Here is a 19,859-nt window from a genome sequence, read left to right as displayed (position 1 = left end):
GGTGACGAGTGATGTGGCGTGAACTGCTGGGCGCGTTGTGCCTGGTGCTGGTGATCGAAGGACTGGTGCTGTTCGCCGCGCCGCGTGGCTGGCAAGCCACCATGCGTGAGGCGGTGAAACTCAGCCCGCGAGCACTACGCCTGTTTGGCGCCGTGGCCATCGTTATCGGCCTGGCGGCATTGCAACTGATGCATTGAGTTAATGCGGCGGATGGGCCGCTCAACCCATCACGGTTTCAGGGATGCGTGATCGTCCTTCCGGTGGTTCGCGAGTGAGTGGACGCCGGTCGCCAGCCCGCGCTGGCAAGGTTGAAACGTTCCCTTGGCAATTTGGCCCCTTGGGGCACCCGATTCTTCAAATTGACGAGAGCAAGATCATCATGGGCAAGTCAGTAGTCATCCTTGGTGCGCAGTGGGGCGACGAAGGCAAAGGCAAGATCGTCGACCTGCTGACCGAAGAGGTCAAAGCCGTCGCTCGCTTCCAGGGCGGCCACAATGCCGGCCACACGCTGGTCATTGGTGGCAAGAAGACCGTGCTGCACCTGATCCCCTCGGGCATTCTGCGTGACGACGCGCTCTGCCTGATCGGCAACGGCGTCGTGCTGTCGCCGCAGGCCCTCAAGCAGGAAATCGAAGAGCTGGAAGCGCAGGGCGTGGAAGTGCGTTCGCGCCTCAAGATCAGCCCGGCCACCCCGCTCATCATGCCGTACCACATTGCTGTCGATAAGGCGCGCGAAATCGCCGCCGGTAAGAGTGCCATCGGCACCACCGGTCGCGGCATCGGCCCGGCGTACGAAGACAAGGTGGCTCGCCGCAGCGTGCGCGTCGCCGATCTGATGTACCCGCACGAGTTGCCGGAGAAGGTGAAGGCTGCTGTCGAGTACCACAACTTCATCCTCACCCAGTGGCTGAAGGCCGAGCCGGTGGATTTCCAGACCGTGCTGGACGATGCCCTGGCCTATGGCGAGTTCATCCGCCCGATGGTCGACGACGTCGCCACCATCTTGCACGACGTGCGCAAGGAAGGCGGCCACATCTTGTTTGAAGGTGCGCAGGGCGCGCTGCTCGACATCGACCACGGCACCTACCCGTACGTCACCTCGTCCAATACCACCGTCGGTGGCGCGCTGGCAGGTACCGGCGTGGGCGCGGGCGACATCGACTACGTGTTGGGCATCTGCAAGGCCTACGCGACGCGCGTCGGTGGCGGTCCGTTTCCGACCGAGCTGCACGACGAGATGGGTGAACGCCTGCGCAAGGTCGGCAACGAGTTTGGCGCCAGCACCGGCCGTCCGCGTCGCTGCGGTTGGATTGACCTCGTCGCGCTCAAGCGCGCCGTGCAGATCAACGGCATCAACGGCCTGGCCATCACCAAGCTCGACGTGCTGGACGGCCTGCCGACCATCAAGGTTTGCATCGCGTACGAATACCGCGGCAAGCGCCGTGAGCTGGCCCCGCTGGATGCGGACGGCTGGGACGAGTGCAAGCCGGTGTACCTGGAATTCCCGGGCTGGGACGAATCCACCGCGGGCATCCGCGAGTGGGACAAGCTGCCCGCCGCCGCCCGCGCCTACCTGCGCGCGGTGGAAGAACTGTCGGGCTGCAAGCTCTCGCTCGTCGCCACCGGCGCCGACCGCGACGACACCATCGTGCTGGATCATCCGTTCGCCTGATCGTCCCGTCTCATGGTCTGATCAAAAAGCCCCGCGTAAGCGGGGCTTTTTGTTTGGGCGTCTGTCAGGCACATTGCTCTGCGATCGTGACTAACGGCGCTGCCCGGCGGGCGGTGCTTGTCGCATCATCATGAGCTTTTGCCCTGTGCCCCGGGGGATGGGGCCGAACCCACTTCGCAAGGACCCGATATGCGACTTCGACTGGTATCCGCCATTGCGCTGGCTCTGGCCGGCTTTTCGTCCGCTGGCGCTGCTATAGCGCAGGATGCACCGGCATCGGCGCAGGCCACCACGCAGTTGCCGCGTGACGTGCGCCCAACCCACTATGACGTTTCAGTGGTTCCGCACGCTTCCACGCTGAGCTTCGATGGCAAGGTGACCGTTGACGTCGACGTGCTGACGCCCACCAGCAGCATCACACTCAATGCGCTGGACATGCGCTTTGCCTCGGTGACGCTGACGCCAGTCTCGGGCAAGGGTTCGTTCAAGGCGCCGAAGGTGGTGGTGGATGACAAGGCACAGACCGCCACGTTTACCTTTGACAAGCCAGTTCCTGCGGGCAGCTACAAGCTGGCGATGAGCTATACCGGCAAGATCGGTACGCAGGCCAACGGCCTGTTCGCCATCGACTACGACACCAAGGCCGGCAAGCAACGCGCGCTGTATACGCAGTTCGAAAACTCCGACGCGCGCCGCTTCATTCCGTCGTGGGACGAGCCCAACTACAAAGCCACCTTCAACCTGACGGCTACCGTGCCATCCGACCAGATGGCGGTGAGCAATATGCCGGTGGCGTCGAAGAAGGATGTCGGTCACGGCCTGAGCCTGGTGACGTTCCAGCCCTCGCCAAAGATGTCGACGTATCTGCTGTTCTTCGGCACGGGTGATTTCGATCGCGTCACCACCAGCGAGGACGGCACCGAGATCGGCGTGATCACGCAGAAGGGCTTGTCGTCGCAGGGCGCCTTCACGCTGGAATCGGGCAAGGCGGTGCTGAAGGAATACAACGATTATTTCGGCGTGAAGTACCCGTTGCCCAAGCTGGACAACATTGCTTCGCCGGGCAGCAGCCAGTTCTTCTCCGCCATGGAGAACTGGGGTGCCATCTACACCTTCGAGTACGCGCTGCTGCTCGACCCGTCGTTCTCCACACTGCAGGACAAGCAGAACGTGTTCGGCACCGCTGCGCACGAAATGGCGCACCAGTGGTTCGGCGACCTGGTGACTATGCGCTGGTGGGACGACCTGTGGCTCAACGAAGGTTTTGCCTCGTGGATGGCTTCGCGCACCACGGCACGCCTGCATCCGGAATGGAACACAAAGCTGAGCGATACCGTTGGCGCTCGCGAGTCGGCGATGTCTCGCGACGCGGTGGTCACCACGCACCCGGTGGTGCAGCATGTGGAAACCGTGGATCAGGCCAGCCAGGCGTTTGACGCCATCACCTATTCCAAGGGCGAGTCGGTCATCGGCATGCTCGAAGCCTATGTAGGCGAAGAAAACTGGCGCACCGGCGTGCGCAATTACATCAAGGCACATGCCTACGGCAACGCGGTGTCCGACGACCTGTGGCGCGCGATGGATGAAGCTGCGCCGGGTAAGCAGATCACCACCATTGCCCATGACTTCACGCTGCAGCCGGGCATTCCCCTCATTCGTGTGGAAGCGGGTGCATGCACCAAGCACTCCACCACGCTCAAGCTGACGCAGGGTGAATTCACCCGTGATCGCCCGGACAAGCAGCCGCTGCGCTGGCACGTACCCGTCATTGCGCGCGCGGCGGGTGGCAAGGCGGTAAGCACCGTGGTCGATGGCGAAGCCACGCTAACCGTACCGGGCTGTGGCACGTTGCTGGTGAACGCAGGGCAGAGCGGCTACTACCGCACGCTTTACGCACCGACGCAGTTTGCGGCGATCAAGAAGGACTTTGCCAAGATCGCCCCGGTCGACCAGCTCGGCCTGATGGGTGACACCTGGGCGCTGGGCATGGCGGGCTTGCAGCCGGCGTCTGGCATTCTCGATCTTGCCAAGGCCACTCCGCTTGATGCCGATCCCCAGATCTGGGACGAGATTGCCGGTGACCTTTCGGGTCTGGATGAATACTACGACGGCGATGCGAAGCGCCAGGCCGCGTTCCGCGCCCTCGCGGTCAAGCTGCTGGCCCCCAAGTTTCAGCGCGTGGGCTGGGAAGCCAAGCCGGATGAAAGTGGGCCGACCACCATCCTGCGCACCCATCTGATCAGTGTGCTGTCCGGTCTTAACGACACGGCTGTGGTGGCCGAGGCGCAGCGCCGTTATGCAGCGCAGGCGACGGATCCCAAAGCGGTGCCCGTTGCGTTGCGCAAGACCATCCTCTCTGTGGTCGCGCATCACGCCGACGCCGCCACGTGGGACAAGCTGCACGAGGAAGCCAAGGCCGAGAAGACACCTCAGGTGAAGGACCGCCTGTACACGCTGCTCGCCGTCGCCGAAGACAAGGCACTCGCGCAGCGCGCGCTAGACCTCGCCCTTACGGACGAGCCGGGCGCCACCAACAGCGCGGGCATGATCACCGTTGTCTCCCGCAAGTATCCGGAACTTGCTTTTGACTTCGCGCTCGCGCACCGCGAGCAAGTCGACAAGGTTGTGGATGGCAGCTCGCGTAGCCGTTACTACCCCGCGCTTGGCCGCAGCTCGTTCGCCCCGGCGATGATCGACAAGATCAACGCCTATGCGAACCAGTACCTGGAGCCCGGCTCGCGTCGCGATGCCGAGACGGCGGTGGCGAACATCAAGTACCGCATCATGGTGCGCAATGATCGCTTGCCGGACGTGGATGCGTGGCTGGCGAAGAACGGCGGTTGATCTGTCTTCGTCGAATGACGAGCCGCTGATAAGCAAAAAGGGCCTCGCTTAGCGAGGCCCTTTTTTGTTGGGATATCGAGGGTCAGGCTGAGTGGCGCTGAACGCGATAGAACGTTGATCAGGCCATCGCCGCAGCCATCAAGCAGACTCAAGGGCAGCTTTGATCCAGGGCGTCGTCGTCTTCGCTGTCGGGGTCGAGCGACACGGTCTTGCCGTTGTCCAAATGCAACTCACCGGCGTCGATCTGTTCGTGGTCGGCATCCGTCGTGGTGAATACGGCATCCACGAGGCCGGAGCCGCGCGTGCCACGTACACGAAAAGCGAAACCGTCCTCGCGCGAATCGTTACCGGTGGCCACCATGTCGAACGAGACGTTGTCGATTTTGCCAATGCAGCGCTGGATGACGGGGTGCTCGGTCATGGCCGTGGTGGCCTGTCCGATGAAGAGGTTTATTCCCCACCAGCCGAGGCCAGCGACCAGCAGCACGACGGCCAGCACAGCACCCAACAGGATGCCTACCCAGAGGGGCATGGCGCGGCGTGGTTTGGGCGATGGTACGGGCGGAGTAGGCGGAAGGGGCCGGCTCGGGATGGGCGGCGGGGCGGGAAAGGGTGCAGGTCCTTGCATGGCGATACATCACTGGCTGTGGCGTAGGGGCGGAGCCGGGTCCGTGGTTGCCAGGGCTCCATGCGCTAGTTTGCAACAGTCTTGCGGTTGATGGGTTGAAAAGGTTCTACGGAGACGAGGGTGCCCCCTAAAAAAACGGGCGCCGCACGTATGCGGCACCCGTGGGTGGGCAGAGGCTTGGCCGGTCCCCAGCGCAAGCCGGGGGACCGGTGTTCCTTATCGACCCAGGTCGCTCAGGAACCGCTTCGTGTACTGCAGCGGTGTGCTGGTGGACACGGAGTTGCAGGTCGGCGAGGCGGTGCTCTGGTTGCACGGTGTGTCGCGGTCGAGCGACCAGAAGTGGATGCCAGCCAGGCCGTTGGACACGGCGTAACTGGTGACGGCGTCGGCGTTAGCGACGCTGAAGTTTTCACTCGACACGTCATTGACGCCGATCATCGGGGTCAGCTCGATCTTGTTCGGCGAAATGCCGTAGGTGTGTTCCAGGTTCACGGCGGCCTGGATGGCGGACTGGCCCATGTCGCACACTCCGCCCGACACCACGCAGACGCTGGCGCTGGGGCCGCCGTAGTCCATCGTCATCAGGTTGATGGTGTAGTTGGTGAGCGAAGAGGCCTTGACCGCCTTCACCACGGAGTCGCCCAGGCTGTTCACGCCACCGTAGCTGCCGTCTGACGCGCCGAGCGTGGCCACGGTGAACGAGAAGCGCAGGTTGGGATACAGCGACTGGCCATACACGGCGGCGGCGACGAGGTTGGTGATGTCGGCTTGCGATTGGCCGCCCTCGATGTCGAAGTCCACGCCCACCATCTGCGGCGACATGTAGCGCGACAGGAAGGTGGCGAAGTTTGCGGTGCTGCCGCAGGTGAAGGTGCCCGCCTGGCCACCGGTGGACACCACGTAGGGCAGGCCGGCGCTCGACAGTGCGGTGATGTTGGCGCTGGCAAAGGTCGCGCCCGGTATGCCGCCCCAGTTCTCGCTGCCGCATTCGCCGGTGGCGAAGGCGAGGGTGATCGCACTGAGGTTGGTTACGTAATTGGAGTACAGGCTGCCGCTGCCGACCACGGGGATCGACGAACCCGTCGCCGCCGCCGTCTGCATGATGTTGGTGTTCCAGTTGAGGTTGATCGTCACGTCCTTGTAGGGACTGAACAACAGCTTGGAGCCGGTGCCGGGCGGATTTGCCGGGCCGCTGCCTCCCGTGCCGCCGCCGCCGGTACCACCGCCACCGGACGAACCGCCCGTACACGAGCCTTGCGAGGTCCACGGCTGGCCGGAGCCCGAACCGCCGCTGTTGGTGGCCGGGTCATTGCCCTGTGTCCACCAGTTGGCGACGTAATTGGTGCCGTTTTCGCTCGCCGTCATGCCTGCGGTGTAGACGGAGCTGGCGCTCCACGCCGCGGCGCAGGTGGACTGTGCGTGCGCGGCTTGCACCGGAGCCAGCGTCATCAGGCTCATGGCCATGGCGCCGCCCGTGGCGGTGCCGATGGCGTTGAGTGCGGTGCGAAACCAAACAACCGACTTCTTCAATTGCATGGAAGCGTCTCCTGGTTGTGTTGCATCACTGAGGCGGAAGGTGTGTCCCTGGCAAACGACCAGCATCCCTTGGTAGAGGTCCCCTTAAGTTCCCTGCATCCCTGCTCGCCACGGTGTGCCAATGCCGGGCAATGTCGTTGAGGTTGTCCTTAAATGACAACGTTGTCCTCAATGGCAGGCACAAACTGTGACGCCTGTTGTGAATCTGAAACACGGTTGTCATCGGCTTTGTACGGTGAAAATCAGGCCGTTTTTGAGCATTTTTCTTCTGCATTGCAGCGAAGTGATGCCGCTAAAAGCGTTTTTATCGGGTCAGTGCCTTGATGCAGTGCAACTCAAATCGGGGGCGTTTGGCCGTCCATCGGCCTTAGACAGGAATTTCCTGACAACGTTGTCTTTGCGTGAAGGTTGGCCCGGCGGCCGGTTGGAACGCACGGTGGGCAGGTTGTAGCCTCGCCGGGGCGGCGCGCCTTGCCGTCCACGGAAAACCACGGGGGGAGAAATATGGCTACGCGTTACAAGCAGGAGCGCTGGTACTGGCCGTCATTCGGAAACATGGCAGATGCGGAGCAGGCCGCGAACCAAGGGTTCTGGGCCGCCGTATTCGTCGCGGCAGTGGCGACGCTGTTTGCCACGATCAGTGCATTTTCCAGTCACAACGTGATGGGCATCGATCCGTTCGCCTATGTCGATGCCGTTGTGTTCGCGGTCATCGCATGGCGCATCCGTCGACGCTCGCGCGCCTTTGCGATTGCCGGGCTGGTTCTGTTCACGGTGGAAAAGATCTTCCAGTTCACCACGCAACCCCTGGCGCTGGTCGGCATCCTCATGGCGATCGTGCTGTTCGTATGCTTCATCAATGCGGTGCGTGGCACGTTCGCGTACCACCGCATGCTTGTCGCCAGCGCGCAGGAGCCGGCGCCTGCAAACAGCTGAGGTCACGCGATTGCGTCAACAAAAAAGGGCTCCGCATGCGGAGCCCTTTTTCGTTCTACCCGAAGAATGCTCAGGCGACGTTCGGTTCGCTGAACGCTTCGATCTCACCCTTGAACGCTTCCACCGGCACGCAGCTGCAGAACACGTTCTTGTCGCCGTAGACGTTGTCCACGCGGGCCACCGGCGACCAGTACTTCTGGAACTTCAGGCTGGGCAGCGGGAAGGCAGCCAGCTCACGGGTGTAAGCGTGAGTCCACTCGGAGGCCGACACCATCACGGCGGTGTGTGGTGCGTGCTTGAGCGGGTTGTCCTCGCGGTCAAGTACCCCTTCATCCACGGCGCGGATCTCGTCGCGGATCTGGATCATGGCGTCGATGAAGCGATCCAGCTCGTACTGCGATTCGCTTTCGGTCGGCTCGACCATCAGCGTGCCGGCGACCGGGAAGCTGAGCGTCGGGGCGTGGAAACCGAAGTCGATAAGGCGCTTGGCTACGTCTTCCGCACCGATGCCCGTGGCGTCCTTGAGCGGGCGCAGGTCGAGAATGCACTCATGCGCCACCAGGCCGTTACGACCGGTGTAGAGCGTTTCGTAATGCGGCGCGAGGCGCTTGGCGATGTAGTTGGCGTTAAGCAGCGCGATCTGGGTGGCGCGACGCAGGCCGCCTTCGCCCATCATGGTGATGTACATCCAGCTGATCGGCAGGATGGAGGCAGAGCCGAAGCTCGCCGCAGACACCATGCCGACGTCGCCTTCACCGCCGAAGGTGCGCGGCAGGAACGGGGCGAGATGCGACTTCACCGCACACGGGCCGACGCCCGGGCCGCCACCGCCGTGCGGAATGCAGAAGGTCTTATGCAGGTTGAGGTGCGAGACGTCTGAACCCCACTTGCCCGGCTTGGCGACGCCGACCAGCGCATTCATGTTGGCGCCGTCGGTGTACACCTGACCACCATGCTCGTGCACGATCTCGCAGATCTTGACGATGTCTTCCTCGAACACGCCATGCGTGGACGGGTAGGTGATCATCAGCGCGGCGAGGCGGTCGCTGAACTTCTCGGCGGCGCGCTGAATGTCGGCCACGTCCACGTTGCCGTTCGCGTCGCACTTGGTCACCACCACCTGCATGCCACACATCTGCGCGGAGGCAGGGTTGGTGCCGTGCGCCGATTCCGGAATCAGGCAGATGTCGCGGTGGCCTTCGCCGCGCGAGCGGTGGTAAGCGCGAATGGCCAGCAGGCCGGCGTATTCGCCCTGGGCGCCAGAGTTTGGCTGCAGGCTGACGGCGTCGTAGCCGGTGCATTCCACCAGCATGGCTTCCAGCTCGTCGATGAGCTGCTTGTAGCCGGTGGCCTGGTCGGCCGGGGCCAGCGGGTGGATGTTGGCGAATTCCGGCCACGTCACCGGAATCATTTCAGCCGTGGCGTTGAGCTTCATGGTGCAGCTGCCCAGCGGGATCATGGTGCGATCCATCGCCAGGTCCTTGTCGGCCAGCGAACGCATGTAGCGGAGCAGCTCATGCTCGCTGTGGTGCGTGTTGAACGCCGGGTGCGTCATGAACTTGGTCTTGCGCACCAGCTGGGGCGGCAGGGCGTCGTGCACGCTGGCATCGAGTGCATCAATGTCGGTGATCGAGGCGCCGAACACCGTAGCCAGCGCAATGACGTCGGCACGGGTGGTGGTTTCGTCAAGGCTGATGCCGACGCTGCTGGCGTCGATCGCACGCAGGTTGAAACCGGCGGCACGTGCCTTCGCATGCAGCGCGGCGGCATCCACGCCGGTGACGTGCAGCGTGTCGAAGAAGTGGGTGTTGGCAGCGACGCCAGCCTGGCGCAGCGCCACGAACAGGATCGCAGCCAGGCGATGCGTGCGGCGGGCGATGCGCACCAGGCCTTCCGGACCGTGGTACACGGCGTACATGCTGGCCATCACGGCCAGCAGCACCTGTGCGGTACAGATGTTGGAGGTGGCCTTCTCACGACGGATGTGCTGTTCGCGCGTCTGCAGCGTGAGGCGGTAGGCCGGCTTGCCTTCGGAGTCGATGGACACACCGATCAGGCGGCCCGGCATCGAGCGCTTGTAGCTGTCGCGGCAAGCCATGAAGGCAGCATGCGGGCCGCCGAAGCCGAACGGCACGCCGAAACGCTGGGTGTTGCCGACCACGATGTCGGCGCCCCATTCACCGGGCGCGGCGATCAGCGTGAGCGCGAGCAGATCAGTGGCCACGCAGACCACGCCGTGGCGTGCGTGCACCGCGTCGGCCAGGGCTTTGTAGTCATTGATCTGGCCGAAGGTGTTCGGGTACTGCAGCAGCACGCCGTAGCTGTCGATGCTGGTGGCTTCGCTGTCGTCGCCGATGTGCAGGTCGATGCCCATCGCTTCGGCGCGCGTCTTGATCACTTCCAGCGTCTGCGGGTGCACGGCGTTGGAAACGAAGAACAGGTTGGACTTGGATTTGGACGAACGCTTGGCCAGCGTCATCGCTTCAGCGGCGGCGGTACCTTCATCGAGCAGGGACGCGTTGGCGATCTCCATGCCGGTGAGGTCCGCGCACATCGTCTGGAAGTTGATCAACGCTTCCATGCGGCCCTGCGAGATTTCCGCCTGATACGGCGTATAGGCCGTGTACCACGCCGGGTTCTCCAGAATGTTGCGCAGGATGACGTTCGGGGTCAGCGTGCCGTAGTAGCCCTGGCCGATAAAGCTGCGAAACACCTGGTTCTTGTCGGCAATGGCGCGGATCTTGGCCAGCGCTTCCACTTCGGTGATCGCGGAGGGCAGCGCCAGCGGTGCCGGCGACTTGATCTTGCCCGGCACGATGGCGTCGGTCATCGCTTCCAGCGAGTCGTAGCCCAGCAGCGCCAGCATGGTGGCGACTTCTGCGTCGTTGGGGCCGATATGACGCTCGATAAAGGCGTCGTGGTGCTCGAGGTCGCGCAGGGAAGGGTTGGCGTTCTGACTCATGGCAGGGGCGTCCGTAAGAAACGTGCAAGCCGCACGCGAAGCGCCCCTCTGTCCTTTTGCCTGAGAGTTTGGAAGACCGGGCTCAATGGCCCCAGGCTTCGTGCCCCTTCGGCGCCGGATTCAACCGGTCTCTCCAGAGTGTTGGTGCGGGTGATGGTATGGGGCCTGAGCGATTACGGGCGTTGCGCCTTCGGCAGCGGTTCGCACCGCTTCTCCCACCACACGCTAAACGACGATTATAAGGCGCCTTGGCCCCGATTGCCTCCCCGGCAGGCCATGGCTTCAGCCACGGTGTGGCCCGGGTCTCAGCCGGCATAAGATGAAAGGCCCGCCTGGAGTCCCATCATGCTCAAGCCCCCGTTCCAGCTTGCCCGGATCGATCACGTGGTGTTGCGCGTGGCCGACGTGGCCGCGATGCAGCGTTTCTATTGCGAGGTGCTGGGGTGCCAAGAGGAGCGGCGGCAGGACGAAATCGGGCTGGTGCAGCTTCGCGCTGGTGATTCCCTGATCGACCTGGTGGCGCTGGACAGCAAACTGGGTCGTCTTGGCGGGGCAGGCCCGGGCCAGGAAGGGCACAACATGGACCATCTCTGCCTGCAGGTGGAGGGTTATGACGAGGCCGCCATCGTGGCCCACCTCAACACGCACGGCGTGCGCGTGGGCGAGGTTGGCTCGCGCTACGGGGCGAAGGGCGAGGGCCCGTCCATCTACCTATACGACCCGCAGGGCAACATGGTCGAGCTGAAAGGGCCGCCGCACGGCTGAGTGTCATTGGCCGCTCGGCACCGCACCTTTCACTTGGCGGCCGCAAAATCTTGCCCGTGATTGTCGGCCGTTGGTGCCCGTTCCTGGTAGTCCTTGGGGCAGGGCGCAGGTTGGACTGGGCACGATGGGGTAGGAGCGCCAACGATCAGCCCTGCGGAATCCCCGTCATATCAGGCAGATGGTGGGCGATGCCCTTGTGGCAGTCGATGCAGGTTTTCTCGCCCGTGCCCAGCCAGCGTTTGTGGATTTCGGCGGCGCGGGTGGACTGGCGCGTGAGATCCATCGACGTGTAGTTGTGGCAGTTGCGGCATTCCAGCGAATCGTTCGCTTTCAATCGCGCCCATTCGTGCTCGGCCAGTTCCAGGCGGTGGTCGAGGAATTTCTCGCGCGTGTCGACGGTACCGAAGAGCTTGCCCCAGACTTCTTTCGACGCCTGCATCTTGCGGGCGATCTTGTCCGTCCATTTGTGTGGCACGTGGCAGTCGGGGCAGCTCGCGCGCACGCCGGAACGGTTGGTGTAATGGATAGTTGTCTTCAGTTCCTGGAAAACGTTGTCGCGCATTTCGTGGCAACTGGTGCAGAACGCCTCGGTATTGGTGGTTTCCAGTCCGGTATTGAACGCGCCCCAGAACAGCACGCCAGCAATGAAGCCGCCGAGCGTGAGAAAGCCCAAGCTGTAATGGATGCTTGGACGCCGAGCCGTTCGCCACAGTGCGACGAGCCAACCCTTGAGTCGCTGCCACATGGTTAGTTCGCCTTCTTGTCTTGTTCTTCGGACAGGATGGTGTCGATGTCCTTGAAGGTGTTGGCGACGAGCGGCTTGGCGTCGGTCTGCACCACATGGCACTGGTTGCAGAAGTAGCGACGCGGCGAGATGGTGGCGAGGAACTGGTCGTTGCGGTCCATGTAGTGAGTCACGCTGACTGGCGGTGCCTGGAACTTGTCTGCGTTGGCGCGCGAATGGCAGAGCAGGCAGCGATTGGAATTCTTGTCGATCTGATAGTTGTCGATCGAGTGCGGGATGGTCGGCGGTTGCATCGGGTAGGCACGGTTGCGTTTGACGTCCGTGTTCTCGACGCGCGCCATCAGTGGTGGTGCAATCTCTTGATTGACGGGCGCGCCGCGGCGGATGCCATCGAGCTGGTCGCCAGCTGGTAGGGGCTCTGCCGTGCTCGCAACGGCCGGATGGGATACCGATTCCGTTGTTACCACCTGTGGCTCGGGTGCGGATTTCCTGCCCACGGCGAAACCGATAGCGGCTGCCACCAGAATCACCAGCGCCATGATGAGAGTGAAAGGCTTGCTTCGCATCGTCGTCTCTCCTAGACAGCCACGACCTTGACCGCACACTTTTTGTAGTCGGTCTGCTTGGAGATCGGATCGGTCGCGTCCAGCGTGACTTTGTTGATCAACTGGCCAGCGTCGAACCACGGAACGAACACCAGGCCTTGGGGCGGACGGTTACGGCCGCGCGTTTCCACGCGCGAACGCATTTCGCCACGGCGCGAGACCACCTTCACTTCGTCGCCGCGCTTGAGTCCGCGTAAGCGCGCATCGTCCGGGTTCATGAACACCACGGCTTCCGGGAACGAGCGGTAAAGCTCCGGCACGCGCATGGTCATCGAACCCGAATGCCAGTGTTCCAGCACACGGCCCGTGGACAGCCACAGGTCGAATTCCTTGTCGGGTATTTCGGCAGGTGGTTCGTAGGGTAGGGCCCAGATCACCGCGCGTCCGTCGGGGTTGCCGTAGAACTGGAACTCCGTGCCGGCCTTCACGTACGGGTCGGAGCCTTCGCGATAACGCCAACGCGTTTCTTTGCCGTCGACCACCGGCCAGCGCAAGCCGTGCGCCTTGTGGTAATCGTCGAACGGCGCAAGGTCGTGACCGTGGCCACGGCCGAACGTGGCGTATTCCTCGAACAGGCCTTTTTGCACGTAGAAACCGAAAGCGGCGGCTTCGTCGTTGTCGTAGCCCGCCTCCATCTCCGACGTGGGGAACTTGTCGACGTTGCCGTTCTTGAACAGCACCTCGAACAGTGTCTTGCCCTTGAATGGCGGATGGGCGGCAAGGATCTCCGCCGGCCAGCATTCGTCGGTGGTGAAGCGTTTGGAGAATTCCATAAGCTGCCACAGATCTGAGCGCGCCTGTCCCGGCGCCTTCACTAACTGGTGCCAGAACTGCGTGCGGCGCTCGGCATTGCCATAAGCGCCTTCTTTTTCCACCCACATGGCGGCGGGAAGGATGAGATCTGCCGATTGCGCGGTGACGGTGGGGTAGGCGTCCGACACAACGACGAAGTTGCGTGGATCGCGATAGCCCAGGTACGTCTCCTGCATCAGATTCGCGCCGGCCTGCACGTTGTTATTGCAAAGCACCCAATAGGCGTTGAGCTTGCCGTCGCGCAGCATGCGGTTCTGCTGCACAGCATGGTAGCCAGGCTTGGGTTGGATGATGCCGTGCGGGATCTTCCAGATCTCTTCCGCGTGTTTGCGATGTTCCGGGTTGGTCACCACCATGTCGGCAGGCAGGCGATGACTAAATACGCCCACCTCGCGTGCCGTGCCGCAGGCGGAGGGTTGTCCCGTCAGCGAGAATGGGCTGTTGCCCGGCGTGGAAATCTTGCCGGTGAGCAGGTGCAGGTTGTAGACCATGTTGTTGGCCCACACGCCGCGTGTGTGCTGATTGAAGCCCATGGTCCAGAACGACACGACCTTGGTGTTCGGGTCGGCGTAGAGTTCGGCGACCTTTTCCAGCCAGCCTTTTTCCACGCCGGTCATCTCGACGGCTTTTTCCAGCGTGTACGGCTTGACGAAGGCGGCGAACTGCTCGAAGTCGATGGGCTCGCTGGCGTTCGGGTCCTTGGCGTTCTTGGCCTTTTCTTCCAGCGGATTGTCCGGGCGCAGGCCATAGCCGATATCGGTGACGCCGCGCTTGAACGTGGTGTGCTTGTTGACGAAGTCCTTGTTGACCCGCCCGGTCTGGATGATGTGATTGGCTATGTAGTTGAGGATCACCAGGTCCGTCTGCGGCGTGAATACGATGGGGATGTCCGCCAACTCGAAGCTGCGATGCTCGAACGTGGACAGTACCGCCACCTTCACGTTGGGATTGGACAGGCGGCGATCGGTGACGCGTGTCCATAGGATCGGATGCATCTCCGCCATGTTCGAACCCCACAGCACGAAGGCGTCGGTGGCTTCGATGTCGTCGTAGCAACCCATCGGCTCGTCCATGCCGAAAGTACGCATGAAGCCCATCACGGCGGAGGCCATGCAATGGCGTGCGTTCGGGTCGAGCGTATTGCTGCGGAATCCGCCTTTGAGCAGCTTGTTGGCAGCGTAGCCCTCCCACACCGTCCACTGGCCGGAGCCAAACATGCCCACGTATTCCGGCCCCTTCTCCTTCAGCACGCGCTTGAATTGCGCGGCCATCACATCGAAGGCTTCATCCCAGGAGACCTCGGTGAAGGTGCCGTCCTTCGCGTAGACACCGTCCTTCTTGCGCAGCAGAGGCGCGGTGAGACGGTCGGCGCCGTACATGATCTTGGAGAGGAAGTAGCCCTTCACGCAGTTGATACCGCGGTTGACCTCGGAAAGCTGGTCGCCATGCGTGGCCACCACGCGGCCATCCTTCACCGCTACGTTGACACCGCAGCCGGTGCCGCAGAAGCGGCAGGGGGCCTTGCTCCACTTGAGCTGGGTCATGTCCCCTTCGAGCAGCACGTTGGTGGCGCTGGCGGGCAGGGCCAGCCCTGCCACGTTCGCGGCCACCGCAACGGCCGAGTTACGGATAAATTCCCGTCGCGTCAGGGTGAGTGTCATGCGTCGGCTCCTTGGGATCTTGCGTCGATTTGCACTACGTCGTCCATGACGGCGCGGGGTTCCACATGGTGGTAGATCGGCGATACGTTGATGACGCCAGGCAGCGCTTCCAGTGCGTCGATGTGGTCCATCACGGCGCGCTGGCTGTCGGTTTCGCACACCATCACGCATCGACAGTCGCCTTGCACGGCGATGTCCAATTCGGGGTGAAGCTCGATGAAGGCCTTCAGTGTGCTGGCGGCATCGGGTCGATGCAGCACCACCAGGCTGGAGATGTGGTATTCGTCCTTCGCGTCGTTCCCTTGGAGGGATGCATGAACGTTAGACATGAGGCGGTCCGCTCACGAACATCTGCCAGAACCACACGGTGAAACCGAAGGCGGCGATGAACATGACCGACAGCACGGGAAACAGCACGAGCAGCAGCAGGAACGTGGTGCGTTCCTGCTTGCGCGTGCTTATGTTCGTTGACGGCTCCATGCGCACCTCGTCTTAGCGGGACGGCTTTATCCACATCTGCGCTTAAACTAGAACGACGTTTCCCCGGGGCTGCTGACCTGGATCAGCTCGACCATCGTTGTTGGCGATGGCCTATAAAGCATGCTTGGACGCAAACTCGTCCAATTTTAAGCACCACCGCTTTGACTCGCGGTGAAAGCGGTGTGAATCCTCCTTACAAATAAAATTGGAGCAGTGCATGGCAACGAGGTTGTCGACTAAGTACTTTTGCGGGAGCTTGATGCTCGCCGCCTGTCTGGCGTTCACGGCAAGCGCCGCGGATGCACCCGCGGCTAGCGCGCCGGCTGGCGTGAAAGTGTTGGCGGATGGAAAGCCCCCGTTGAACCTGGACGCCAGCACTTTGGCTGGCATGCCTCACGAAGAAGTGACCGCATCGGCCCATGACGAGCCCGCCAGCCAGTGGCGTGGCGTGAAGTTGGAGGACGTGCTGGCGAAAGCGGGTGTGTCGCTGGACAAGCCGCTGCGCGGGAAGGCGCTGGCCTCCTTCGTTCGCATCACGGCGGGTGATCAGTACCAGGTGGTGTTCGGGCTCTCCGACCTCGATCCGACCCTGGGGCACACGCAGGTACTGCTGGTGGATACGCGCGACGGCAAGCCGCTGGACAAGGACGGGCCGTTCCGCCTGCTCGTTCCTGGCGACAAGCGACCCGCGCGCTGGGTGCGCAATGTCACGACCATCGAAGTGGTGGATGGCGGTACCACCAGCCGTCCGTGAGCGCCCTAGTCGGACGCTGCAGACAGCAGCCGGCCCGGATGCGTATAGACGTTATGGCTGCCGGGCCGGGCAAAGCCGATCAGAGTGATGCCGGCACTGCGGGCAAGCTCCACGGCTAGCGCCGTGGGAGCGGAAATGGCGGCGAGCATGGTGATGCCTGCGCTTGCGGCCTTGGTCACCATCTCGTAGCTCGCGCGGCTGGTGACCAAGGCAAAGCCGGAGTCCACGTCGACGCTGGCGCGATGGATGGCACCGATCAGCTTGTCCAGCGCGTTGTGGCGGCCGACATCTTCGCGGACGTGAAGAATCCGGCCTGAGGCATCGGCCCAGGCTGCCGCGTGTACGGCGCCGGTGGCGAGGTTCATCGGCTGACGTGCCTTGAGTTCGCGCAATGCCAGTTCGAGCGCATCACGGGATACCGTGGGGCCGTTGCCGACGGCACCATCGTGGCGCACGGCGTTCTCCAGGTCGCGCGTGCCGCAGATGCCGCAGCCGCTGCGGCCCGGCAACAGGCGTTCCCTTTCCTTGTCCAGGTGAGCGCCCGGTGCATTGTCGGTGACCTGTATCGCCAGCTCGATGCCTTCGAGCAGGGCATGCGTCTCCAACTGCAGCAATTGGGACGCGTCGTTGATCAAGCGCTCGGTCAGCGAGAAACCCAGGGCAAAGTCGTCCAGGTCATGCGGCGAGGCCATCATCACTGCGAAGGTCGCCCCGTTGTAGACCATCGCGATGGGGATTTCCTCGGCGATGAGGTCTTCCTCGTGCGATGACACACCATTCCGCCAGCGGTCGACGGCGCGGACGGCAACGCCTGGAGATATCTCTTCGCGCTCGGGCACGGGTGGTTCTCCTGCGGCTGCGGCGGCAAACGGTCGCGTAGTGGCCCGACTCGGACAGGGCCGGTCGACGGCATGCATCGTATCAATGTAGGTTGGCAGCTTGCATACCGCAGTCCTCACGCAGAGCATGTCGGGGCGGGCTGCCACCCGCGCGACGATACAGGCCACGACTCCGGATGATTGCTTACGACGAAGCCCTTCATCAGCTGCTGCGACATGCCCGGCGGCTCGAGGCGGTTTCGTGCCGGGTGGGCGAAGCGCTGGGAAAAGTGTTGGCCCGTGACGTGGTGAGTCCGATGGACTTGCCGTCATTCGATCATTCGGCGATGGACGGTTATGCACTGCATGCGCCGCAATCGCTCGCGGCGGGTTCCGAGCATCCGGTCCAGGGCTCGCAGGCTGCGGGTGATGCGTGGCGCGTATCGGCAGGCATGGCCTGGGAGATCATGACCGGGGCACGTCTTCCCGCCGGGCTGGATACGGTGGTTCCGGTGGAGCGCACGGAACTGCTGGAGCGGCGGAGTGACGGCTCGCCCGCGCGCATCCGCCTGCTTGATACGGTGACGCCGGCGGCAAATGTCCGTTATGCCGGCAGTGACGTGGCGAAAGGTGCGGTGGTCGTTCGCGCTGGCACCCGCATCGCGGCCAGTCACGTGATGCTGTTCGCCGCACTGGGCATCGCCAGTGTCGAGGTGGTGCGCACGGTACGGGTAGCCATCATCTGCACCGGCAAAGAGCTGCAGGTGGACCCTGCGCAACCGCTCGGCGATGGAGAGATCTACGCGTCCAACGGCCCTTACCTTGCCGCCGCTTTTGCCTCCTTGGAGGCCAGCGTGCTGTCGTGTGAAACGGTCGACGACACCGGGCAGACCTTCATCGATGCAGTGCAGCGCGCACGCCGCGTGGGAGTGGACCTGATCGTCAGCACGGGCGCCGTATCGATGGGGCGCTACGACTTCGTACCCGATGCGCTGGTGGAACTCGGTGCACGCATGCTGTTCCACAATGTCGCCATTCGCCCTGGTAAACCGCAACTGGCGGCGGCGCTGGACGATGTGCTGGTGTTCGCCTTGCCGGGCACGCCCATGGCTGTGGCGGTAGGGCTGCGTTTTTTCATCGCGCCCGTATTGCGCGCCATGCGTGGACAAGCCGCCGAGCCGACCTGGCATGCCATGCTCGATACACCGCTGCAGCCCAAGTCAGGTTTGCGCCATTTCCTGCGGGCCACCGTGACCCAGGACGAGACAGGGCAGCTCCACGCACAGGTACTTGCCCAGCAGCAGCCATTCCGCATTCAGCCATTCGCTCAGGCAGGCGCGTGGGTGGTCCTGCCGGAGGATGCGGGCGACGCCGTGGCGGGCTCACGGGTCATCGTGGCCAGCCTGCATCCCGACGAGCCGCTGCTCACCGGGACGGATCAATCAGGAGTCGGATCATGAAATTGCAGATCGAAGGGCAGAGCCTGCGCGTACGCATCGGCGAGGTGGAGCTGGCCAGCCTGCTGGTGGGGCAACCCGTCGTTTCCAGTACGCGCTTTACCCGCGACATGTCGCTGTCGTGCACGTTGCGGGCCGTAGCCGGCGCAGCGGCTCGCTTCAGTGGCCTTGCGGGCGCTTGGTCAATCGATCTGCCAGAAGACGCCCTGCGTGCGTACGCAGGCACGTTGCCTTCCCGTGAGGGCCTGACTTTCGAACTGGAAAGTGGCGATGGTGAACCACTGGAATTGCTGTTTGACGTGGATGTGCGCGACAGCGTGCGTCATCGTCGCACCAAGTAGACGTGCCGGTGCATTACCCTGAAATCCTGCGACTGACTTGGCGATAGGAGTGACACGATGATGATGCGTCGGCTGTTACAAGGCCTGCTAGCCATGGGGGCGGTGTTTGCGTCGGCATCGATGGCCGCGTCCGCCGACAATCACATCACGGTGGCAGCGGCGGCCGACCTGCACCAGGCACTCGACGACGTCGTGGCAGCCTATCGTCATGACCATCCTGATAGTCGCATCGATGTGGTTTATGGTTCCTCGGGAAACCTGTTGACCCAGATCGAGCAGGGTGCGCCGTTCGAGATTTTCTTCTCGGCGGACAGCAACTATCCGCAGCAACTGGTGGAACACGGCAAGGCAGGTGGCACGCCGGTGCCTTATGCGTTTGGCCACCTGGTGATGTGGAGCGCGAGCATCGACATGCGCGGTGTGCAGGTGGCCGACTTGGCGCAGCCTCGCTTCGGGCGCATCGCCATCGCCAACCCGCAGCATGCGCCCTACGGCAAGCGCGCCGAGCAAGCGCTGCGCGCGGCGGGCGTGTGGGACAAGGTGCAGTCGCGGCTGGTATTCGGCGACAACATTGCCCAGACCGCGCAGTTCGCACAGAGCGGCAACGCGCAGGTGGGGCTAGTGGCCGAGTCGCTGGTGATCAACGCGCCGGTCAAGGGTACGTCTGAGCCGGTGCCGGCATCGCTCTACGAGCCGCTGAAGCAAAGCTTTGTGCTGACCAAGCATGGCGCGGATAGCCCGCTCGCCCGGGATTTCGCGAGCTACGTGCAGGGCGCGCCAGCCAAGGCCATTCTTTCGCGCTACGGTTTCAACTTGCCGGAAGACGGTGCGCACTGAGCGAC

18 protein-coding genes and 1 riboswitch are annotated in these 19,859 nt (G+C 63.1%); of the genes, 9 read left to right on the top strand and 9 right to left on the bottom strand.

Going from position 1 to position 19,859, the window contains the following annotated elements; genetic code table 11:
• Positions 1-11 precede the first annotated feature (11 nt).
• From DyAD56_RS22765 to DyAD56_RS22755, 3 genes are all read left to right on the top strand, one after another.
• On the top strand, positions 12-197 hold the full coding sequence (locus tag DyAD56_RS22765) for a DUF2065 domain-containing protein (RefSeq protein WP_102305112.1): 186 nt from the start codon (positions 12-14) through the stop codon (positions 195-197).
• 182 nt (positions 198-379) lie between these two features.
• Positions 380-1,672 carry an adenylosuccinate synthase gene (locus DyAD56_RS22760; protein WP_102305111.1) on the top strand — a complete coding sequence of 431 codons (1,293 nt, stop codon included), beginning with the start codon at positions 380-382 and terminating at the stop codon, positions 1,670-1,672.
• A 189-nt stretch (positions 1,673-1,861) separates the two neighbouring features.
• The gene (locus DyAD56_RS22755) at positions 1,862-4,516 is read left to right on the top strand and encodes a M1 family metallopeptidase (protein ID WP_102305110.1); all 2,655 of its coding nucleotides are present in this window, start codon (positions 1,862-1,864) and stop codon (positions 4,514-4,516) included.
• A gap of 148 nt (positions 4,517-4,664) precedes the next feature.
• Here the strand turns inward: DyAD56_RS22755 and DyAD56_RS22750 are convergent, their stop codons facing one another.
• Positions 4,665-5,048, bottom strand: a complete 384-nt coding sequence (locus DyAD56_RS22750) for a hypothetical protein (protein ID WP_102305109.1) — start codon at positions 5,046-5,048, stop codon at positions 4,665-4,667.
• A 312-nt stretch (positions 5,049-5,360) separates the two neighbouring features.
• The gene (locus tag DyAD56_RS22745; RefSeq protein WP_102305108.1) at positions 5,361-6,680 is read right to left on the bottom strand and encodes a carbohydrate-binding protein; all 1,320 of its coding nucleotides are present in this window, start codon (positions 6,678-6,680) and stop codon (positions 5,361-5,363) included.
• A 504-nt stretch (positions 6,681-7,184) separates the two neighbouring features.
• Between DyAD56_RS22745 and DyAD56_RS22740 the strand changes: the two genes are divergently transcribed.
• Positions 7,185-7,616, top strand: coding sequence for a hypothetical protein (locus tag DyAD56_RS22740; RefSeq protein WP_102305107.1), 432 nt, complete (start codon positions 7,185-7,187; stop codon positions 7,614-7,616).
• A 70-nt stretch (positions 7,617-7,686) separates the two neighbouring features.
• On the opposite strand, the gene gcvP is transcribed toward DyAD56_RS22740, so the two are convergent.
• Positions 7,687-10,578 carry an aminomethyl-transferring glycine dehydrogenase gene (gcvP, locus tag DyAD56_RS22735; protein WP_102305106.1) on the bottom strand — a complete coding sequence of 964 codons (2,892 nt, stop codon included), beginning with the start codon at positions 10,576-10,578 and terminating at the stop codon, positions 7,687-7,689.
• A 38-nt stretch (positions 10,579-10,616) separates the two neighbouring features.
• Positions 10,617-10,725, bottom strand: a riboswitch (glycine riboswitch).
• Between the two features lie 198 nt (positions 10,726-10,923).
• Between gcvP and DyAD56_RS22730 the strand changes: the two genes are divergently transcribed.
• Positions 10,924-11,343 carry a VOC family protein gene (locus tag DyAD56_RS22730; RefSeq protein ID WP_102305105.1) on the top strand — a complete coding sequence of 140 codons (420 nt, stop codon included), beginning with the start codon at positions 10,924-10,926 and terminating at the stop codon, positions 11,341-11,343.
• 145 nt (positions 11,344-11,488) lie between these two features.
• On the opposite strand, the gene DyAD56_RS22725 is transcribed toward DyAD56_RS22730, so the two are convergent.
• From DyAD56_RS22725 to DyAD56_RS22705, 5 genes are read right to left on the bottom strand one after another with little or no spacing between them, the layout of a single operon-like run.
• Positions 11,489-12,088 (bottom strand): cytochrome c3 family protein, encoded by a 600-nt coding sequence (locus tag DyAD56_RS22725; protein ID WP_102305104.1) that lies wholly within the window; start codon positions 12,086-12,088, stop codon positions 11,489-11,491.
• Between the two features lie 2 nt (positions 12,089-12,090).
• Positions 12,091-12,654, bottom strand: coding sequence for a nitrate reductase cytochrome c-type subunit (locus tag DyAD56_RS22720; RefSeq protein ID WP_199179094.1), 564 nt, complete (start codon positions 12,652-12,654; stop codon positions 12,091-12,093).
• Positions 12,655-12,665: 11 nt separating this feature from the next.
• Positions 12,666-15,167 (bottom strand): periplasmic nitrate reductase subunit alpha, encoded by a 2,502-nt coding sequence (gene napA, locus DyAD56_RS22715; protein WP_102305103.1) that lies wholly within the window; start codon positions 15,165-15,167, stop codon positions 12,666-12,668.
• On the bottom strand, positions 15,164-15,496 hold the full coding sequence (locus DyAD56_RS22710) for a chaperone NapD (protein WP_102305102.1): 333 nt from the start codon (positions 15,494-15,496) through the stop codon (positions 15,164-15,166). Before DyAD56_RS22710 ends, napA begins: the two co-directional genes overlap by 4 nt.
• Entirely contained in the window at positions 15,489-15,647 is a 159-nt protein-coding gene (locus DyAD56_RS22705; protein WP_102305101.1) for a nitrate reductase, read from the bottom strand. The genes DyAD56_RS22710 and DyAD56_RS22705 overlap by 8 nt, the downstream gene beginning before the upstream one ends.
• Before the next feature lie 217 nt (positions 15,648-15,864).
• Between DyAD56_RS22705 and DyAD56_RS22700 the strand changes: the two genes are divergently transcribed.
• Complete coding sequence (locus DyAD56_RS22700) at positions 15,865-16,401, top strand: molybdopterin-dependent oxidoreductase (RefSeq protein ID WP_102305100.1); 537 nt, start codon at positions 15,865-15,867, stop codon at positions 16,399-16,401.
• Between the two features lie 5 nt (positions 16,402-16,406).
• Here DyAD56_RS22700 and fdhD read toward each other — a convergent pair whose 3' ends face one another.
• Positions 16,407-17,240, bottom strand: coding sequence for a formate dehydrogenase accessory sulfurtransferase FdhD (fdhD, locus tag DyAD56_RS22695; protein ID WP_233202815.1), 834 nt, complete (start codon positions 17,238-17,240; stop codon positions 16,407-16,409).
• A gap of 176 nt (positions 17,241-17,416) precedes the next feature.
• On the opposite strand from fdhD, the gene glp reads away from it, so the two are divergent.
• From glp to modA, 3 genes are read left to right on the top strand one after another with little or no spacing between them, the layout of a single operon-like run.
• Positions 17,417-18,679: a gephyrin-like molybdotransferase Glp gene (gene glp / locus DyAD56_RS22690; protein WP_102305098.1), complete on the top strand. Its 1,263-nt coding sequence runs from the start codon at positions 17,417-17,419 to the stop codon at positions 18,677-18,679.
• A complete protein-coding gene (locus DyAD56_RS22685; RefSeq protein ID WP_102305097.1) occupies positions 18,676-19,017 on the top strand; it encodes a hypothetical protein in 342 nt (113 codons plus the stop codon). Before glp ends, DyAD56_RS22685 begins: the two co-directional genes overlap by 4 nt.
• A gap of 57 nt (positions 19,018-19,074) precedes the next feature.
• Positions 19,075-19,854: a molybdate ABC transporter substrate-binding protein gene (gene modA / locus DyAD56_RS22680; RefSeq protein ID WP_233202814.1), complete on the top strand. Its 780-nt coding sequence runs from the start codon at positions 19,075-19,077 to the stop codon at positions 19,852-19,854.
• Positions 19,855-19,859: the final 5 nt, after the last annotated feature.

Source organism: Dyella sp. AD56 (assembly GCF_002878475.1).
In the GTDB taxonomy this organism is placed as follows: Bacteria; Pseudomonadota; Gammaproteobacteria; order Xanthomonadales; family Rhodanobacteraceae; genus Dyella.
This window is presented reverse-complemented; position numbering and strand designations above follow the sequence as displayed.

Excerpts from the sequence above, each read along its gene's own strand:
- glp (WP_102305098.1), top strand. The coding sequence starts at position 17,417 with ATGATTGCTTACGACGAAGCCCTTCATCAGCTGCTGCGACATGCCCGG.
- DyAD56_RS22725 (WP_102305104.1), bottom strand. The coding sequence starts at position 12,088 with ATGTGGCAGCGACTCAAGGGTTGGCTCGTCGCACTGTGGCGAACGGCT.
- DyAD56_RS22750 (WP_102305109.1), bottom strand. The coding sequence starts at position 5,048 with ATGCCCCTCTGGGTAGGCATCCTGTTGGGTGCTGTGCTGGCCGTCGTG.
- gcvP (WP_102305106.1), bottom strand. The coding sequence starts at position 10,578 with ATGAGTCAGAACGCCAACCCTTCCCTGCGCGACCTCGAGCACCACGAC.
- DyAD56_RS22760 (WP_102305111.1), top strand. The coding sequence starts at position 380 with ATGGGCAAGTCAGTAGTCATCCTTGGTGCGCAGTGGGGCGACGAAGGC.
- DyAD56_RS22765 (WP_102305112.1), top strand. The coding sequence starts at position 12 with ATGTGGCGTGAACTGCTGGGCGCGTTGTGCCTGGTGCTGGTGATCGAA.
- DyAD56_RS22740 (WP_102305107.1), top strand. The coding sequence starts at position 7,185 with ATGGCTACGCGTTACAAGCAGGAGCGCTGGTACTGGCCGTCATTCGGA.
- DyAD56_RS22730 (WP_102305105.1), top strand. The coding sequence starts at position 10,924 with ATGCTCAAGCCCCCGTTCCAGCTTGCCCGGATCGATCACGTGGTGTTG.
- DyAD56_RS22685 (WP_102305097.1), top strand. The coding sequence starts at position 18,676 with ATGAAATTGCAGATCGAAGGGCAGAGCCTGCGCGTACGCATCGGCGAG.
- DyAD56_RS22700 (WP_102305100.1), top strand. The coding sequence starts at position 15,865 with ATGGCAACGAGGTTGTCGACTAAGTACTTTTGCGGGAGCTTGATGCTC.
- DyAD56_RS22745 (WP_102305108.1), bottom strand. The coding sequence starts at position 6,680 with ATGCAATTGAAGAAGTCGGTTGTTTGGTTTCGCACCGCACTCAACGCC.
- napA (WP_102305103.1), bottom strand. The coding sequence starts at position 15,167 with ATGACACTCACCCTGACGCGACGGGAATTTATCCGTAACTCGGCCGTT.
- DyAD56_RS22710 (WP_102305102.1), bottom strand. The coding sequence starts at position 15,496 with ATGTCTAACGTTCATGCATCCCTCCAAGGGAACGACGCGAAGGACGAA.
- DyAD56_RS22755 (WP_102305110.1), top strand. The coding sequence starts at position 1,862 with ATGCGACTTCGACTGGTATCCGCCATTGCGCTGGCTCTGGCCGGCTTT.
- DyAD56_RS22705 (WP_102305101.1), bottom strand. The coding sequence starts at position 15,647 with ATGGAGCCGTCAACGAACATAAGCACGCGCAAGCAGGAACGCACCACG.
- DyAD56_RS22720 (WP_199179094.1), bottom strand. The coding sequence starts at position 12,654 with ATGCGAAGCAAGCCTTTCACTCTCATCATGGCGCTGGTGATTCTGGTG.
- modA (WP_233202814.1), top strand. The coding sequence starts at position 19,075 with ATGATGATGCGTCGGCTGTTACAAGGCCTGCTAGCCATGGGGGCGGTG.